This is a genomic window from Agrobacterium sp. ST15.13.013, from assembly GCF_027956525.1.
Lineage (GTDB): Bacteria > Pseudomonadota > Alphaproteobacteria > Rhizobiales > Rhizobiaceae > Agrobacterium > Agrobacterium salinitolerans.
Genome location: NZ_JAQKGP010000111.1, coordinates 1 through 411 on the forward strand (window position 1 = coordinate 1; position 411 = coordinate 411).

A 411-nucleotide genomic window follows, 5' to 3' on the forward strand; every position below is an offset into this window, starting at 1 on the left:
ATATAGCTGAGGATCTGCACCTGTGGCGCCAGCGCGCTACCGTGGATAATCACTAACGCCCAGGCCACGCCGCTCATCACCGTGCAGGACGAGATGGCCAGCCCTTTCAAGCCGCCCTGCGGGCAGGCGAAATAGGCCGTACAGCCGAGGCATCCGGCCCAGCTCAGCAGGCCGAGAGCGACCGCCACCCACCCCCAAATCCCGGAGAGGATGCCTGTCGTTAATGAGATTGCGAAGAGTATGTTCATGGCGCGTATCCTAGCAGATACGCGCCGGAAGAATGCGATCTAAAACACAGTATATGAATGAACTTTCTTTCAGTTGCATTCATATGGTGATTTGCATCACATATTATTGCTCATCTTCTTCCTGCAGCTCGTCCCACATCTCGGCGATGGCGTCGCGGGTCAA

Annotated in this window: 1 protein-coding gene; it reads right to left on the reverse strand. The window is 56.0% G+C overall.

Annotated features, from left to right (window positions below; translation table 11 throughout):
• A partial coding sequence (locus PL597_RS26125) for a DUF1097 domain-containing protein (RefSeq protein WP_271366671.1) occupies positions 1–248 on the reverse strand: 248 nt, incomplete at its 3' end.
• Between the last annotated feature and the right edge of the window lie 163 nt (positions 249–411).